14 protein-coding genes are annotated in these 13707 nt (G+C 66.1%); 5 read left to right on the forward strand and 9 right to left on the reverse strand.

Going from position 1 to position 13707, the window contains the following annotated elements:
• Window positions 1–117 precede the first annotated feature (117 nt).
• From praB to ACMGG8_RS20055, 4 genes are all read right to left on the reverse strand, one after another.
• A complete protein-coding gene (gene praB / locus ACMGG8_RS20040; RefSeq protein WP_414158262.1) occupies window positions 118–609 on the reverse strand; it encodes an alkane oxidation protein activator PraB in 492 nt (163 codons plus the stop codon).
• A gap of 205 nt (window positions 610–814) precedes the next feature.
• Window positions 815–1306 (reverse strand): alkane oxidation protein activator PraA, encoded by a 492-nt coding sequence (gene praA, locus ACMGG8_RS20045; protein ID WP_060839179.1) that lies wholly within the window; start codon window positions 1304–1306, stop codon window positions 815–817.
• A 129-nt stretch (window positions 1307–1435) separates the two neighbouring features.
• A complete protein-coding gene (locus ACMGG8_RS20050; protein ID WP_414158263.1) occupies window positions 1436–2728 on the reverse strand; it encodes an alkane 1-monooxygenase in 1293 nt (430 codons plus the stop codon).
• Between the two features lie 293 nt (window positions 2729–3021).
• Window positions 3022–4017 (reverse strand): alpha/beta fold hydrolase, encoded by a 996-nt coding sequence (locus tag ACMGG8_RS20055; RefSeq protein ID WP_414158264.1) that lies wholly within the window; start codon window positions 4015–4017, stop codon window positions 3022–3024.
• A gap of 268 nt (window positions 4018–4285) precedes the next feature.
• On the opposite strand from ACMGG8_RS20055, the gene ACMGG8_RS20060 reads away from it, so the two are divergent.
• The 3 genes from ACMGG8_RS20060 to ACMGG8_RS20070 are packed head-to-tail and all read left to right on the forward strand — an operon-like array spanning window position 4286 to window position 7629.
• Entirely contained in the window at window positions 4286–5851 is a 1566-nt protein-coding gene (locus tag ACMGG8_RS20060) for a flavin-containing monooxygenase (protein ID WP_414158265.1), read from the forward strand.
• Window positions 5848–6747: an SDR family NAD(P)-dependent oxidoreductase gene (locus tag ACMGG8_RS20065; RefSeq protein WP_060839175.1), complete on the forward strand. Its 900-nt coding sequence runs from the start codon at window positions 5848–5850 to the stop codon at window positions 6745–6747. Before ACMGG8_RS20060 ends, ACMGG8_RS20065 begins: the two co-directional genes overlap by 4 nt.
• A gap of 42 nt (window positions 6748–6789) precedes the next feature.
• Complete coding sequence (locus ACMGG8_RS20070) at window positions 6790–7629, forward strand: metal-dependent hydrolase (RefSeq protein WP_060839174.1); 840 nt, start codon at window positions 6790–6792, stop codon at window positions 7627–7629.
• 31 nt (window positions 7630–7660) lie between these two features.
• Here ACMGG8_RS20070 and ACMGG8_RS20075 read toward each other — a convergent pair whose 3' ends face one another.
• On the reverse strand, window positions 7661–8434 hold the full coding sequence (locus tag ACMGG8_RS20075; protein ID WP_414158266.1) for an AraC family transcriptional regulator: 774 nt from the start codon (window positions 8432–8434) through the stop codon (window positions 7661–7663).
• A gap of 151 nt (window positions 8435–8585) precedes the next feature.
• Between ACMGG8_RS20075 and ACMGG8_RS20080 the strand changes: the two genes are divergently transcribed.
• The gene (locus tag ACMGG8_RS20080; RefSeq protein WP_414158267.1) at window positions 8586–8984 is read left to right on the forward strand and encodes a DUF3224 domain-containing protein; all 399 of its coding nucleotides are present in this window, start codon (window positions 8586–8588) and stop codon (window positions 8982–8984) included.
• Between the two features lie 35 nt (window positions 8985–9019).
• On the forward strand, window positions 9020–9799 hold the full coding sequence (locus ACMGG8_RS20085) for a type 1 glutamine amidotransferase domain-containing protein (RefSeq protein WP_414158268.1): 780 nt from the start codon (window positions 9020–9022) through the stop codon (window positions 9797–9799).
• A 69-nt stretch (window positions 9800–9868) separates the two neighbouring features.
• Here the strand turns inward: ACMGG8_RS20085 and ACMGG8_RS20090 are convergent, their stop codons facing one another.
• Genes ACMGG8_RS20090 through ACMGG8_RS20105 form a run of 4 tightly spaced genes read right to left on the reverse strand, consistent with a single transcriptional unit; the run spans window position 9869 to window position 13701 of the window.
• Window positions 9869–10633: an ABC transporter permease gene (locus tag ACMGG8_RS20090; RefSeq protein ID WP_414158269.1), complete on the reverse strand. Its 765-nt coding sequence runs from the start codon at window positions 10631–10633 to the stop codon at window positions 9869–9871.
• The gene (locus ACMGG8_RS20095; RefSeq protein ID WP_108543526.1) at window positions 10633–11832 is read right to left on the reverse strand and encodes an ABC transporter substrate-binding protein; all 1200 of its coding nucleotides are present in this window, start codon (window positions 11830–11832) and stop codon (window positions 10633–10635) included. The genes ACMGG8_RS20090 and ACMGG8_RS20095 overlap by 1 nt, the downstream gene beginning before the upstream one ends.
• Window positions 11798–12637 carry an ABC transporter ATP-binding protein gene (locus ACMGG8_RS20100; protein WP_060839168.1) on the reverse strand — a complete coding sequence of 280 codons (840 nt, stop codon included), beginning with the start codon at window positions 12635–12637 and terminating at the stop codon, window positions 11798–11800. Before ACMGG8_RS20100 ends, ACMGG8_RS20095 begins: the two co-directional genes overlap by 35 nt.
• Window positions 12634–13701, reverse strand: coding sequence for an acyl-CoA dehydrogenase family protein (locus ACMGG8_RS20105; protein WP_414158270.1), 1068 nt, complete (start codon window positions 13699–13701; stop codon window positions 12634–12636). Before ACMGG8_RS20105 ends, ACMGG8_RS20100 begins: the two co-directional genes overlap by 4 nt.
• Window positions 13702–13707: the final 6 nt, after the last annotated feature.

Consider the following 13707-nt stretch of genomic DNA (forward strand, 5'->3'; position numbering starts at 1 on the left):
CCTTATTATTATCGACCGCGGTCGGTCACCACCGATCCGGGGGACTGCAACAGGCGCCTCTGACGAGGCGCCTGTTTTTTTTCAGCAAGTGATCAACAGGCTGAAGTCACCTCAACTTCATGGCGTTACGGTGAAGGCTGGGCTTGGATTGACGCTCAGAGCAGTGATCTTGCAGCTGCCAACGGTCTGTGCCGAAGGAATGCTCAGAGTATTGGTAGCGTTGTTCCAGCTGATGTTGATGGCCACCGGAGAGCTGCTGCAGTTGGACACAATCTTGAAGTTGACCCCACTCACAGTGCCGGCGGTGGCGCTGGAGGCGGACAGGGTCCAAGGCAGGCCCAACAGGACCGGCACGTTACACAGCGAGTTGCTGCCGCTGACGGTGGCACCAGTGATCGAAGCGTTGGAGCCGTTGGCGGCCACGGTACCGGTGAAGTTGATGTTGCAATTGACCGGGAGACCGAACGACGCCGGCGAAGACACCGAAATGGTGCCCGGTGCCGAGAAGGTCGCCCCGGCAGGCGCGATGGTTGCGGCGTTGGCCATCGACGCGGCGCCGAGGCAGATGGCGAAGGAAGCTACGGAGACCAGAGTCTTGATGCTTTGCATTGTTGTTTTCCTCAAGATTTAGGCAACAGGCAGTTGCCAGGGGGTTATCAGCCTTGCCAGGGGGTCGATGACGCCATCGGCTCTCGGGCTCGACCGAATTCGGTACTGGAGCGCGCTAGGGCGATACCGACCCGGCTTGAACAACCGGTACTTCCGGACTCAATCGCAGTGTCATCAGCGTCCCTCCATGGATGGTGTGCTGGCTTCAGGGCGCCACCCGGAACGTGGGCGGCATCTGGATCGATACGGTCTTGATGGTGCAGCCACCGTCGAGGCTGACCTGGGCCGCCTCGAGTTTTCCGGTGCTGTTGTTCCAGCTGCCCTCGGCGGTGCTCGGCCCGCATTCGCCGCCCACCAGGGGCGCGTGCACCGTGACCCGGATGCCGGACATGGCGCCGCTGGTTTCGTCCTTGGCGACCAGCTTCCAGGGCAGGTGCGTGGCCTCCACCTGGCCGCACTTGAGGCCACCGCTGAAGTCGACCTTGTCGACGCTGGCAAAGCTGCCGTCGGGGCTGACCTTGCCGCTGACCTGGATGGTGCAGTCGGCATTGATGATGCTTTTGGCAAAGCTGATGGGGCCCTTGGCACTGAACTCGGTATTGGCCGGTTCGATGCGCGCGGCTTCGGCGGCGTTCAGCAGTGACACGCCCACCAGGACCACGAACAGCCGGGCAGCGAACAGAGGTGAAATAGACATCCGTGACTTCCTTGCAGTTGCTTATTGTTGTTGTCGGTCAACTTGGCGTAAGGACTTCGGTGTTGCCTCGCTGGCCCTTCAAGCGGATGCCCCGGACAGGCCACCGGCGCTTGAAGGCGAGCGGTACAGCTAAACGGCGGAGCCTGGATCGGTGTCGGTAAAACCGTATTGCCGCAGCAGTTCGGCACGCTTGGCCGGATGCAGATTGGCCAGCCGCACGTCCCCGGCGTAATGCGCCAGGACCCGGTGGTCCATCAGCCGCCGCCAGAGCACTGGCACATAGGCCCAGACGATCATGGTGGCGTAGCCATAAGGCAGTTGCGGCGACTCGTCGAAGTGGCGCAGGGCCTGGTAGGAACGGGTCGGGTTGGCGTGGTGGTCGGAGTGCCGTTGCAGTTGGAACAGGAAGATGTTGGTGACGATACGGTTGCTGTTCCAGGAGTGGCGTGGCGAGCAGCGTTCGTAGCGGCCGTTGGGCTGCTTCTGGCGCAGCAGGCCGTAGTGCTCGACGTAGTTCACCACCTCCAGCAGGGAGAAACCGTAGATGCCCTGGATCACCAGGAAGGGAATCACCGTCACGCCCAGCCAGGCGATCAGCACGCCCCAGAGCACCACGCTGTAGAGCCAGGCGCTGAGCACGCCGTTCTTCCAGTGCAGGGTCGGCAGCCCGAGCTTGTGCAGGCGCTCGCTTTCCAGGTGCCAGGCCGAACGCAGGCTGAACCACACGGTGCGCGGCAGGAAACTCCAGAACGACTCGCCAAGGCGCGAGCTGGCCGGATCTTCAGGGGTCGCCACGCGAACGTGGTGGCCACGGTTGTGCTCGACGAAGAAGTGCCCGTAGAAGGTCGAGGCCAGGGCCAGTTTGGCCAGGAACTTGGCCATACCGCGGTTCTTATGCCCCAGTTCATGGGCGATGTTGATGGCGATGCCGGTGGCGGCACCGGTGGACATGGCCATGCCCAGGTAGGTGAACCAGCCGACGCTGCCGTGCAGTTGCGCACGCTCGGTAAGGAATGTGGCGAAGTTCGCCAGGCCGCCCTGCAGGTGTAGCTGCTGGCTCAACTGCAGCAGCCCGCCGGCGATGATCCAGTCCACCCCGCTGACCGCCATCCAGGCAGTGACCACCAGGGACAACACCGAGAGCACGGCGCAGCTGTAGACGATAAAGCGGTAGTAAGGCTGTTTCTCCAGATCGGGAACCGCGGATTCCGGCGGGTTGCTGGCGTCTTCCCCCAGCAGGCCGTCAATCAGTGGAATCAGGCCAAAGATCACCACCACGCCGCTCCACCAGAACACCTGGACACCGGTGGTGAGGGCAAACAGCCCGGCCAGCAAAGGGGTGATCATCGGCAAGGTGCCAAGCCACCAGAGGTGGCGCTTGCCATCGGTCCAGACGCCGGGTGCCGCCACGGAAACAGTCATGGCAGCCTCCGCACAGAGGCAGTGGACAGGGATGCTATAAAGGACAGCGCGATGACGCTGCATGGCGCGTGATTGGATGAAAAAACAAAAGCGTGAAATGGCGTTATTTTCATTATTTTAATCGCTCAATTGCACTTTCAAAAAAAACATTCAAAACATTTTTTTAAAAAAATAGCTCGGGTTCGTTAGCTCGTCAACTATTTTTTCGGCTTGTCCTGAATGTCGCCCGTGACGCATTTACAGCGGCTTGCAGAGGGGTTGGGGGAGGCTCGAAACCGTCCCCCACCTCCCCTCTAGCTTGCTCGTGATGCCGCGAACGGCGGGCGCAGCACCGTGGCGCTGCGGTGCGGCGTCGCCCGGGAGGCGACCTCCTCAACCAGGGCCACCACCCGTTCGACGGCGCTGATCGGCAGCATGTGCCCCCTGCCCTGAACAATCTCCAGGGACAGCCCCGGCACCTTGCCGACCATCGCTTGCCCATGCTTGCGGTAATTGAGTACCGAGTCCTCCGAGCCATAGATCAAGCCGACCGGCAGATTCAGACTGGGGTAGCGCTTGACCATCTCCGGCAAGGAACGGTTGACCACGGCGATCTCGCTGGAAGCGTTGTAGAAGTTCTGCGAACGCATGCCCAGCAAGCCCCCGCCGCGCTCGGCGAAGTCCTCGGGGACCGGGTCCGGGGCGAATATCGCCTTGACCAGCCCACGGCGGCCGAGCATGGCCATGGGCGCCGCCAGGGTCAGGGCCATCCAGCGGCGCAGCCAGGACGGGCGCACGCCCAGGGACAGGAACACCAGCGGCAGCATGCGCTGCGGATGAGTCAGGGGCGCCACGAGGATCAGCCCGGACACCGATTGCGGATGATCCAGAGCCAACGACAGCGCCACCGCGCCCCCCAGGGAATGTCCCAGTACCAGCGGCTGCCCCAGATCCAGGGTACGTATGAATCTGGCCACCAGGGCGGCCTGGGCCGGCAGGTCCGCCGCCGCCCCGCGGGCCCGGGTGGAATAGCCGGACCCGGGGCGGTCCAGGGTGATGACCCGGAACCGCTCGCGCAATGAAGGAGCCAGGGAGTGGGTCAGGTTGCGCCCGCAGCCGGACAGGCCATGGATCATCAGCAATGCCGGACCGCGGCCTTCGTCGGTGTAGTGAATACGCTCGCCGCCGACCTCCAGAAAACGCCCGTTGATCGGAACCTGGCGTTCGATCCTGCGATTGATGCGGACGCTCACGCCCCAGAGCAGCGCACTGACCACCAGGAAGACTGCCGCCGCCACTAGCCATTCCATAACCCGCCCCCTCAGCTTCCCTGCGCCGCACGCCAGGACCAGGATGATCCGGCTGCATGGCTGTCGCCTTGGCCTGGTGCCGCCTGTGGCGTCGCCGGCGCAGTGCGCAGGCGCCCGGTCAAAATCCACAAGCCGATGGCGTAGGTGACATTTCCAGGTGATTTATTTAAATTAATTTTTAAAACATTATTTTAAATTGTGCAATCCTGAGATTTCACTCACCGACGAAAGTCTCCCCAAGCGTCACCCTACAATCGAGGTACACACCATGAATGCGTACTCGCCACCCGACGACCCCGAGGTCGTGGACATCGCCATCATCGGCGCCGGCTTTGCCGGGCTGTGCATGGCGATCAAGCTCAAGGAAGCCGGGCTAGTGGATTTCTTTGTCGCCGAACAAGCCGCGTCCCTGGGGGGCACCTGGCGCGACAATCACTACCCCGGCTGCGCCTGCGACGTGCAATCCCATGTCTATTCCTATTCCTTTGCGCCCAATCCGCACTGGACCCGGCAGTTCGCGCCCCAGGCGGAAATCCGCGAATACCTGGAAAACTGCGCCCGGGATTTCGCCCTGGCCCCCTGGCTGCGCTTCAACATGGGTTTGGAACAGGCGCGGTTCGATGAGGCCAGCGCGCGTTGGCAACTGCGCTTTGGCAACGGCCGCCAGGTCAGTGCCCGGGTGCTGGTGTCCGGCATGGGCGGCCTGTCGCGCCCCGCGCTACCGGAGATTGACGGGCTGGAAAGCTTCACCGGCAAGCGCTTCCACTCCCAGCAGTGGGACCATCGCTATGCCCTGCAAGGCAAGCGCGTGGCGGTGATCGGCACCGGCGCCAGCGCCATCCAGTTCGTGCCGAAAATCGCTCCGCGGGTGGCCCAGCTCAAACTGTTCCAGCGCACCCCGCCCTGGATCATGCCCAAGCCCGACCGCGAACTCAGCGCCCTGGAACGCTGGGCCTTCAAGCACCTGCCATTCACTCAGCATCTGGTGCGTTCGGCACTGTACTGGGCCCTGGAAAGCCGGGTCATTGCCTTTGCCCGGCGGCCGCAACTGATGAAGCTGGTGCAGCGCGTGGCCCTGCGTCACCTGCGCAAGCAAGTGCCCGACCCGCTGTTGCGCCAGAAACTGACCCCTGACTACAGCATCGGCTGCAAGCGCATCCTGATCTCCAACGACTACTACCCGGCCCTGTCCCGGGGCAACGTCGGGGTCATCAGCGAGCCGATCCTGCGCATCGACGGCGACGCCGTGATCACCGCCGACGGCAACCGCCATGCGGTGGACTGCATCATCTTCGGCACCGGCTTCCTGGCCACCGACCCGTTGCCCCGCGGCCTGCTGTTCGGCCGCCAGGGCCAGGACCTGGTGGACAGCTGGTCACAGGGCGCCCATGCCTACCTCGGCACCTGCCTGCCGGGCTTTCCCAACCTGTTCATGATCGTCGGCCCCAACACCGGCCTGGGCCACAACTCGATGATCCTGATGATCGAGGCCCAGGTGGACTACATCCTCAAGGCCTTGGAACGGATGCGCCAGGACGGCCTGGCCAGTATCGAGGTGCGCCCCGAGGTCGAGCGCCAGTACAACCAGCGCCTGCAGCAGCGCCTGGCCGGCGCCATCTGGAGCGTCGGCGGATGTCGCAGCTGGTACCTGGACCCGCGCAGCGGCAAGAACACCACCCTGTGGCCCGGGTCCACCTGGAGCTTTCGCAAGACCGTGCAGCACTTTCGCCTCCAGGACTACCTGAGCACCCAGCTGCCCCAGCCCGGAACCGTCGCCGTCGCCGCCGCCGAAGCCGCAGCGCGCCCACTGAACCTCGAAGAGGCCGTCCGATGAAAAACTTTAACGGTAAAGTCGCCGCCATCACCGGCGCCGCCTCCGGCATGGGCCGGGCCCTGGCCGTCGCCCTGGCCCGCGAGGGCTGCCACCTGGCCCTGGCCGACAAGAACCCCCAGGGACTGGCCCAGACCGTGGCCCAAGCCCGGGCCGCCACGCTGTTGCCGCTGCGCATCAGCAGCCAGGAGCTGGACGTCGGCGATCGCGAGGCGATGTTCGCCTGGGCCGCCGCCAGCGCCGCCGAACACGGCCAGATCAACCTGATCTTCAACAACGCCGGGGTCGCCCTGTCCAGCACCGTGGAAGGCTCCAGCCTGGCGGACCTGGAGTGGATCGTCGACGTCAACTTCTGGGGCGTGGTCCATGGCACCCAGGCCTTCCTGCCCTACCTCAAGCAGGCCGGCGAGGGGCACATCATCAACACCTCCAGCGTGTTCGGGCTGTTCTCCCAGCCGGGCATGAGCGGCTACAACGCCACCAAGTTCGCGGTGCGCGGCTTCACTGAATCCCTGCGCCAGGAACTGGACATGCAAGGCCACGGGGTCTCCGCCACCTGCGTGCACCCGGGGGGCATCCGCACCGACATCGCCCGCACCAGCCGCATCAGCGACAACGTCAAAGGCTTTTTGATCGACAACGAACAGCAGGCCCGGGACGACTTCGAAAAACTCTTCATCACCAGCGCCGAAACCGCCGCCAAGGTGATCCTGCACGGGGTGCGCAAGAACAAGCGACGGGTGCTGATCGGTCGCGACGCGCACCTGCTCGACCTGTTCGTGCGCCTGCTGCCCAGTGCCTACCAGGGACTGGTGGTGTGGCTCAGCCGGCGCCTGGCGCCCAAGCCGGGCCGGGAGCGGCCGCCGCTCTACAAGCCCCAGGACGAACGCGGCCTCTGAGGCCCCCACCTTCACCGCCAAGTGTCTAGAGGAGCGCCAGCCATGCTGCCCATCCGCCGTGACATCAAGGTTGAACTGCCTGCCGAACGTGCCTGCGACTGGCACGAACAAGGCAGCCACGTCAGCCACTTCTTCAATGCTCTGTCCCTGCTGTTTCCCGCCGGCGAACTGTTCTTCATGGACAGCGTGCGCCACTACCGCGAGCAGATTCACGACCCCGAGCTCAAGCGCCAGATCCAGGGCTTCATCGGCCAGGAAGCCATGCACAGCCGCGAGCACCAGCACTACAACGACCTGTTGCAGAACGCCGGACTGCCGGCCCATCTGCTGGACCGGCGGCTGCGGATCATCCTCGACTTCCAGAAGAAACACTTTCCGCCGGCCTTCAACCTGGCGATCACCGTGGCCCTGGAACACTACACCGCGATCCTCGCCGACCTGCTGCTGCGCGACCCCAGCCGCTTCGGCCACTCGGTGGAAGGCTACCGGCAGATGTGGCTGTGGCATGCCCTGGAGGAAACCGAACACAAGGCAGTGTCCTTCGACGTCTTCAACCAGGTGATCCGCCCCGGGCCCAAACGCTACCTGCTGCGCAGCGCGACCATGCTCTTCACCACCCTGACCTTCTGGCTGGTGGTGTTCGACTTCCATGTGCGCATGCTGATCGCCGACCGCCGTCGCGGCGGCCACTGGCGCGGCCTGTGGCGGGTGCTCAAGTACCTCTATGGCAGCCAGGGCGTGTTCCCGCGCATTGCCCTGCCCTGGCTGCAGTTCTTCAAACCCGGCTTTCATCCCTGGGATCACGACAACCGCGAGCAACTGCAACGCATCGAGGGCCTGGTGCAGGACATCCAGCGCACCCGCGCCGCCGCGGCCAAGTGACGGGGCAGCCGCCTGCCAGGCCGGCGCGGGCTCAGTCCCGCGCCACCTGGCTCCGCACATAGGCCGCCGGCGGCTGGCCCACCATGCGCTGGAAATCCCTGACGAAATGCGCCTGGTCGAAGTAACCCAGGCGCAGGGCCAGTTCGGCATCCGGCTGGGCCTCGCCGCGCTGCAGCAAAGCCAGGGCCTCGTGCAGGCGATAGCGGGCAATGACCCATTTCGGGCTCACCCCCACGTAATGGGCAAACAGCCGCTGCAACTGGCGCGGGCTCACGCCGGCCCGTTGCGCCAGGTCCTGCACGCGGGTCAGTTGCGGGTCGACGGCGGCCCGCTCCACCAGTTGGTTGAGCCGCTCCACGCGCTCATCGACCACGGGCAGGTGGGCCAGCAGCCAGGCCGTGGCCCGCTCGCACATCGACGCCATGCCCGGCCAGGGGCCGGCCTCAAGCAGGCTGTCGGCCGTTCCCAAGACCTCGGCCGCAGCGAGCGAACGGTCGCGCAACAGTTCCATGGAGCGCCCCCAGAACGGCTGGAACGCCGCCGCACGAAACTTGATGCCGAACACCCAACCGTGACCGGCCAGGGTCTTGCAAAAGCGTTGCCGGTGCGGCCCCCAGATCCGCGCCTGATTGCCCTCCAGCACCAGATGCACGTTGGGGTGGGGCAAGGTTTGCTGGTGCTCGACCCGCGATTCGGGCAACGCCCAGCCCACGTACCAGAAGTGCTCCACCCAGGGCGCCAGGGCGGGCGGCGGTGCCTGCCGCAAGTGTTCGACGTGCCGGGCCGCCAGACGCTGATTGAGCACGCCCCGAGCCGGCCCGGGAGCGGTGGCGGCTGGCGGTCGCTTTTTTCCAATGCACTGCATGATGCGTGTGTTTTCATCCTTGTTCCCGAACCGGGGCCCAACGCCCCAAGGTCCGCCGCGCATTATCACCCAGCCGATACCGGAGAACAGCATGCTCGCCACAGGACAATTCAGCGTCAAACTGCCCGCCCACCCCGTAGCCCCGGGCACCGAAGCAGCCCAACTGGGGCGCATGGCCATTCACAAGACCTTCGAAGGCGACCTGCAGGGAACCAGCCTCGGCGAAATGCTCAACAGCCTCGGCACCGTGGCGGGCTCGGCAGGCTATGTGGCCCTGGAACGCGTCGAGGGCAGCCTGGCCGGCCGAAACGGCAGCTTCGTGCTGATGCACTACGGGGTCATGGACCGGGGCCAGGCGACCCAGCATATCCAGGTACTGCCCGACTCCGCCGGGGGTGAACTGCTGGGCCTGGCGGGCCGGATGCAGATCCGCATCCAGGATGGCCAGCACCACTACGAGTTCGACTACAGCCTGCCCGGCGACTGCTAATCTGCAGCGCACCTTTTGTGCTGCGAGCCCGCGCTATGTTCCTGATCCTGCTGCCCCACGCCGACTACGACCCCACTGAAAGCAGCCTGCCCTGGCAGGCCGCCCGGGACGCCGGGTTCCAAGCGCAATTCGCCACGCCGCAAGGGATGCCGGCCTACGCCGATTCGCGCCTGGTGAGCCTGGGCTTCGGCCCGCTCAATCCGCTGTTGATGACCCCGGCGGCGGATCTGCAGCGCTACCACAGCATGACTCGGGACCCGGAATTTCGCCGTCCGTTGAAGTACACCGAGGTCGATCCGCAGGCCTTCGAGGGCCTGCTGATTCCCGGCGGCCATGCCCGGGGCATGCGCAGCCTGCTGGAGTCCGAGGACGTGAGGCGGATCATCCTGGCCTTCTTCAAGGCCGACAAGCCGGTGGCCGCGGTGTGCCATGGCCCCCTGGCCCTGGCCCGCTGCATCGATCCCGACACCGGGCGCTCCGTGCTCTATGGGCGCAAGGTCACCGCGCTGCTGGCCGGCCCCATGGAACTGGCGGCCTGGATCGTCACCGCGCCCTGGCTGGGGCGCTACTACCGCACCTACGACTGCAGCGTCGAGGCAGAGATCAAGCAGGCCCTGGCCAGCCCGGCGGATTTTCTGTCCGGACCCTGGCTCCCGCGCCGAGACTCGGCCGCCCATCCCGAACGCGGTTTTGTGGTACGCGACCGCAATCTGCTGACCGCCCGCTGGCCGGGAGACTGTCACCGCTTCGCCAACGAATGGGTGACCCTGCTGCAACAGGCGCGGCAGACTCAGCCGGAGCAAAACCCTGCTTGAAGGCGTGACCACGAGCGCCGCCGCTTCAAGAGGCTCTCGTCATCACTGCGCCTGCACCTGGCTGCGGGCTCAGGCGTGGGACCAGCGACGGTGCAGGCCGCGGGCCAGGGCGTCGAGGGCAAAGCCCAGCACGCCGATCAGCAGGACCATGGCCATCAGTTCCGAATAGGCCAGGCGGTCCCGGGTGTCGAGGATGAAGTAGCCCAGGCCGGCGCTGACCCCGAGCATTTCGCAGGGCACCAGGACGATCCACAGGATGCCGATGGACAGGCGCACCCCGGTCAGCACGTGCCCCAGGATCCCCGGCAGGATGATCTTGCGCAGGGTTTCCCAGCGGGTGGCGCTGAGGCTGCGGCTCAATTGCAGCCAGCGCGGGTCCAGTTGGCGCACGCCGGCCGCGGTGTTGAGCAGGATCGGCCACAGCGCGGCGAACGCCAGGAGGAAGTAGATCGGCTGGTCGCCCACGCCCATCAGCATCACCACCACCGGCATCCAGGACAGCGGCGAGATCATCCGCAGAAACTGGAACGCCGGGGTGGTGGCCGCTTCCAGGTGCCGGTAGTTGCCCACCAAGAGGCCCAGGGGCACGCCGATCAGCAGCGCCAGCAGCAGGCCCACCAGGATGCGCTTGAGGCTCACCAGCACGTGCTCATACAGCTCGCCACGCCCCAGCAGTTCCACCAGGCTGGCGAAGGTGGCCTCGGGCGAGAAACGCGCCGCCAGGCCGCTGCCACCGCCCAGCAGGTGCACCCCCAGCCACCAGGCCAGCAGCAGGCTCGCCAGCCCCGCCAGGCCCAGGACCCAGTGGTTCAAGGAGGAAGGTTGCTTGCCCATCAGAGACCGAACTCCTCGCTACGCTCGAAACTGTCCGCCAGACCGAAGGCCTTGAGCCCGCCGACGGCGGCGATGGCGTTGCGCACGAAGCGCTCGTCCACCAGGTCCTGGGCGGTGTGCGCCGGATCGAGGCCGGCGAGAAAACCCTTGTCGCCCTCGATCAGGGTGTCCTTGAGGCGCTTGACCAGCTCTTGGGTGTAGCTGGGGAACGGGTACGGCTGGAAGTCGATGCGCTGCTCGTCCCAGTGGCTGTGCCGGATCGCGCCGCTGGCCAGGTAGGCCTCGCGGTCCGTGGCCGCCGGGGCCAGCACCCGGTTGAGCACCTGGGGCGCATGGGGCGTGTAGCGGTTGGCACCGTCCTTGGACAGCAGCTGGGCGGCCTCGGCGCGGTGGTCGCGGGTCCACAGCTGGGCCTTGACGATGGCGTTGACCACCTTCTGCGACCACTCAGGGCGGTTGTTCAGGTCGTGCTCGTGCATGAACACCACGCAGCAGGCGTGGTTGCGCCAGACATCCCCGGTGAAGCGCTGCACCCGGCCGACCTTGAGTTCCTCGGCCAGGGCATTGAACGGCTCGGCGACGATGTAGCCGGCGATCCGCTGGCTGGCCAGAGCCGGCGGCATGTCCGACGGCGGCAGCACCAGCAGGTTGACCTCGTTGGCCCCCAGGGCACTGCCTGCGGCCTTGCTCACCGGCACCAGGCCGTTGTCACGGAACAGTTGCTGCACCACCACGTTGTGGATCGAGTACCAGAACGGAATCGCCACCGACTGCCCCGCCAATTGCTTGATCTCGGTAATGCCCGGGGCCACGGTCAGGCCGGAGCCGCCGACGTGGTTCCAGGCCACCACCTTGGCCGGCACCCGGCTGCCGTAGCGGGCCCAGACGGTCATCGGCGACAGCAGGTGGATCACGTTGACCTGGCCGGAAATGAACGCCTCAATCACCTGGGCCCAGCTGCGCAGCAGCACCGGCCGCTCGGCCTTGATGCCTTCGGCCTCGAACAGGCCGTTGTTGTGGGCCACCAGCAACGGCGTGGCGTCGGTGATCGGCAGGTAGCCGATGCGCACCGGCGCGTCCGGCTCCTGGGCGGCGCGGGCCTGCAGGCTGTTGAGCAGCGGCATGGCGCCGCCGGCGGTCAGCAGCGCGCTGAGTTTGAGAAAATCACGCCGAGTGTGAGTGAAGTCGTCCAGGCACATGGTCAATCTCCGACGGTGCAGGCAATGGGGAAGTTGAGGGATTGCGGCTCGCCCGCCGAAGGGTCTTGAGAATCTCGATACGCAGGGCGCCCAGCTCCTCGATCCGCTCGGCGCGCGGCGCCGGCAGGTCGATGGACCACTGGCCGAGGGTGCGCGCCGGGCTGTGACCCAGTAGCAGGACCCGATCGGACAGCAGCAGGGCTTCGTCGATGTCGTGGGTGATCAGCAACGCCGCGGTGCGCTGCCGACCGATGATCTGCAGCAGCAGTTGCTGCATGTCGGCCCGGGTCACCTCGTCCAGGGCGCCGAAGGGCTCATCCAGCAGCAACACCTGGGGCTGCCGCGCCAGGCAGCGGGCCAGTGCGGTGCGCTGGGCCATGCCGCCGGACAGCTGCGCCGGGTAGCGCCGGCGGGCCTGCTCCAGGCCAACCGCGGCAATCGCCTGATCGACGCGTTGCTGGCGCTGCGCCGGGCTCAGGTGCGGCTGGCGGGCAAAGTCCAGGCCGAAGGCGACGTTGTGTTCCAGGTTCAGCCAGGGCAGCAGGCTGGGGTCCTGAAAGGCCACCGCGACCCGTGGATGGGGCCCGCTGAGCTCCTCGCCCAGCAGGCTGACCCGGCCCTTGTGCGGTTGCTGCAAGCCGGCCAGGACCCGCAGCAGGCTGGACTTGCCCACCCCGCTGGGGCCGAGGATCGACACCACTTCGCCGGCGTGCAATTGCAGGTCGAAGTCTTCCAGCACCGCGTGCCAGCCGTCGGCCCCGGGGTAGCCCAGGCTGATCTGTCGGGCATCGAGCACGCCACTCATGCCGCGCTCCGCCCTTGGCGTTGCAGTTCGGCGCGCAGTTGCACCAGGCTCGGGGTGACGATGGGCACGAAGGCCGATTCGCGCCAGCGCCGGGCGAAACCGCTGCCGAACTCGCTCAGGTAGGCCTTGCCGCCACTGGCCTGCAACTCCAGCTGCACGGCGTTGGCGGCGGCTTCGGCCAGGGCGATGCGCACCCGGAACAGCGCCGCCGGTTGGCTCAGGAAACGCCCGTCGAGCAAGCCGCTCTTGAGCTCGTCGACGCTGTGTTCCAGCTGCTGGCGTTGCTCCTGCAACGGCTCCTGGAGCACCGAGCGGGAGCCACCGAGGTGCTGCTGCACCTCGCTCAGGGCGCGACGCGCCAGACCGATGGCCAGGGCGCATTGCAGGCCGAGGAAGGCCGGGCGCACCGCCGGCAGGAACACCCGGGCGTCGTCGTGCAGCAGCCAGTCTCGCGGAACCTGCACCTGACTCAAGTCCAGGGCCGCGGTGTTGCTCGATTGCAAGCCCATCAGTTGCAGGTCGTCGGAGCGCTGCAGCCCGGGCAAGGCATCGGGGAGTGCCAGGATAAAGGGCGCACCGCCCTCCTCGTGCTCGATGGCCGCCGCCACCACAAAACCGCTCTTGCGCAGGTTGGTGACCCAGTGCAGGCGGCCGTTGAGGCTCCAGCCCTGGCCGTGGTCCCGCGCCTTGACTTGCAGCGCCTCGATCCCGGACAGGAACTTCATGGCGTTGGACAGCCCGGTGGCCCCGGCCAGCTCGCCACTGAGCAACGAGGGCAGCAAGCGCTCGCGCAGCGCCTGGTTGGGACTGTGCAGCAGGTATTCGATAAAGGCCCGCTGGCCCCAGAACACGAAGGCGGCCGCCAGGGAGTGACTGGCCACCGCGGCCATGACTTCCAGGGCATCGGTCAGTTCGCCGCCGCTGCCTCCCAGTTCCTGGTCGATGCCGACCCGCAGCACGTCGGCCCCGGCCAGTCGAACGAGTACCTGCTGAGGATCGCAGTGACCCTGGTCCAGCGCCTGGGCCTGGGCATCCAGCCATTCACTCAAGTGCGCACTGAGCATGTGGTT

Origin of the sequence: Pseudomonas sp. BNK-45 (assembly GCF_047456255.1) — a bacterium.
Taxonomy (GTDB): domain Bacteria; phylum Pseudomonadota; class Gammaproteobacteria; order Pseudomonadales; family Pseudomonadaceae; genus Aquipseudomonas.

What these genes read in the sequence shown, in the direction of transcription:
- ACMGG8_RS20065 (WP_060839175.1), top strand. Translation starts at nt 5,848, where the DNA reads ATGAAAAACTTTAACGGTAAAGTCGCCGCCATCACCGGCGCCGCCTCC.
- ACMGG8_RS20095 (WP_108543526.1), bottom strand. Translation starts at nt 11,832, where the DNA reads ATGTGCCTGGACGACTTCACTCACACTCGGCGTGATTTTCTCAAACTC.
- ACMGG8_RS20055 (WP_414158264.1), bottom strand. Translation starts at nt 4,017, where the DNA reads ATGGAATGGCTAGTGGCGGCGGCAGTCTTCCTGGTGGTCAGTGCGCTG.
- ACMGG8_RS20060 (WP_414158265.1), top strand. Translation starts at nt 4,286, where the DNA reads ATGAATGCGTACTCGCCACCCGACGACCCCGAGGTCGTGGACATCGCC.
- ACMGG8_RS20085 (WP_414158268.1), top strand. Translation starts at nt 9,020, where the DNA reads ATGTTCCTGATCCTGCTGCCCCACGCCGACTACGACCCCACTGAAAGC.
- ACMGG8_RS20080 (WP_414158267.1), top strand. Translation starts at nt 8,586, where the DNA reads ATGCTCGCCACAGGACAATTCAGCGTCAAACTGCCCGCCCACCCCGTA.
- ACMGG8_RS20050 (WP_414158263.1), bottom strand. Translation starts at nt 2,728, where the DNA reads ATGACTGTTTCCGTGGCGGCACCCGGCGTCTGGACCGATGGCAAGCGC.
- ACMGG8_RS20090 (WP_414158269.1), bottom strand. Translation starts at nt 10,633, where the DNA reads ATGGGCAAGCAACCTTCCTCCTTGAACCACTGGGTCCTGGGCCTGGCG.
- praA (WP_060839179.1), bottom strand. Translation starts at nt 1,306, where the DNA reads ATGTCTATTTCACCTCTGTTCGCTGCCCGGCTGTTCGTGGTCCTGGTG.
- ACMGG8_RS20070 (WP_060839174.1), top strand. Translation starts at nt 6,790, where the DNA reads ATGCTGCCCATCCGCCGTGACATCAAGGTTGAACTGCCTGCCGAACGT.
- praB (WP_414158262.1), bottom strand. Translation starts at nt 609, where the DNA reads ATGCAAAGCATCAAGACTCTGGTCTCCGTAGCTTCCTTCGCCATCTGC.
- ACMGG8_RS20105 (WP_414158270.1), bottom strand. Translation starts at nt 13,701, where the DNA reads ATGCTCAGTGCGCACTTGAGTGAATGGCTGGATGCCCAGGCCCAGGCG.
- ACMGG8_RS20100 (WP_060839168.1), bottom strand. Translation starts at nt 12,637, where the DNA reads ATGAGTGGCGTGCTCGATGCCCGACAGATCAGCCTGGGCTACCCCGGG.